Below are 1,197 nucleotides of genomic sequence, written 5' to 3'. Positions count from 1 at the left end.
GCGGACGCCCGAGCGCGCGGCCCGGTGGACGGTCCACGAGCGCTCGCCGGTGTGGCCGCACGTCTCCGCCGTCAACGCCGGGCGGTCGGGGTCCTCGGGCCCGACCTCCGCCGCACCGGGCGCGGTGGCGCAGCAGGCGAAGGGCCGCAGCTCGACGCGCGCCCCGCTCGGGCTGCGGACCTCGTACCGGGTCACGACCAGCTCGCGGCGCGCGAGCGACACGAGGCGGTCGGTGCGGACCTCGACGTCCGCGCCCGACGGTGCCGTCCAGTCGACCTCGCGGTGCAGCACGCCGCGACGCAGGTCGAGGGTCCGCTCGTGGCGGGTCGGCCCGAGACGCACGTCGAACGGGTGGCCGTCGACGAGCAGCTGCACGGACCACGCGTCCGGCACCGGCACGAGGTGCTCGCTGCTCTCGGGGTAGCCGTAGGCCGGCTCGGCGTACGAGAGCGGGACGTCGTCGTGCACGGCCGCCATGATCGTCGCCGGGCCTGCGTGGGGACGGAGCTCCTCGAACGCGCCCCGCACGCCGATCCACCCGTTGGAGACCGTGAGGACCGAGGCCGCCGACCGGTGCGCGTCCAGGTCCGGCGCCGGCTCGCGCAGCGTCCACGGCTCGACCGGTCGTGTCATGCACGGCAGTGTCGCCGACGTCCCGCGGTCGCGCGCGCCGTCCGTGGCCACCAGCCTGGTCCGGAGGCGCGACGACGGGAGGACGGATGGCACGCGTGGTGGTGGTGGGGCAGGTCGCGCGCGACCTCGTGCTCCGGGTTCCCGGGCTGCCCGGCCCGGGCGGGTCCGCGCTGGTCGAGGAGCGGCACGAGCTGCTCGGCGGCAAGGGCGCCAACCAGGGCGTCGGCTGCCGGCGGCTCGGGCTCGACGTCGCGCTCGTGGGCGTCGTCGGCGACGACCTCGCGGGCGGCCAGGTGCTGCGCGAGGCGGAGGGAGACGGCCTCGACGTCAGCGCGGTCGTGCGCCGCGACGGCGGGCGCACGGCCCTGCTGCTCGACGTCGTCGAGCCGGACGGCGTGCGGCGCCTGCTCGAGCACGTACCCGCCGAGCAGCTGCTGACGGCCGACGACGTCGCCGCCGCGGCCGACGTCGTGCGCGGCGCCGACGCGGTGCTCGTGCAGCTCCAGCAGCCGCGACCCGCGGTGCTCGCCGCGCTGCGGCTCGCGCGCGACGCCGGCGCGCGGG

1 protein-coding gene and 1 pseudogene are annotated in these 1,197 nt (G+C 77.9%); one reads left to right on the top strand and one right to left on the bottom strand.

Annotated elements, in window-relative coordinates; all coding sequences use genetic code 11:
* Positions 1–633 (bottom strand): annotated as a pseudogene (locus ICW40_RS20325) (family 65 glycosyl hydrolase); the annotation flags it as partial.
* A gap of 86 nt (positions 634–719) precedes the next feature.
* On the opposite strand from ICW40_RS20325, the gene ICW40_RS20320 reads away from it, so the two are divergent.
* Positions 720–1,197, top strand: a 478-nt coding sequence (locus ICW40_RS20320; protein WP_260459522.1) for a PfkB family carbohydrate kinase, incomplete at its 3' end; no start/stop codon positions are given.

The organism is Actinotalea ferrariae (assembly GCF_019733465.1).
Classification (GTDB): Bacteria; Actinomycetota; Actinomycetes; order Actinomycetales; family Cellulomonadaceae; genus Actinotalea; species Actinotalea ferrariae_A.
The sequence above is the reverse complement of the archived record's forward strand: the minus strand, read 5'-3'. Positions and strand labels throughout refer to the sequence as shown.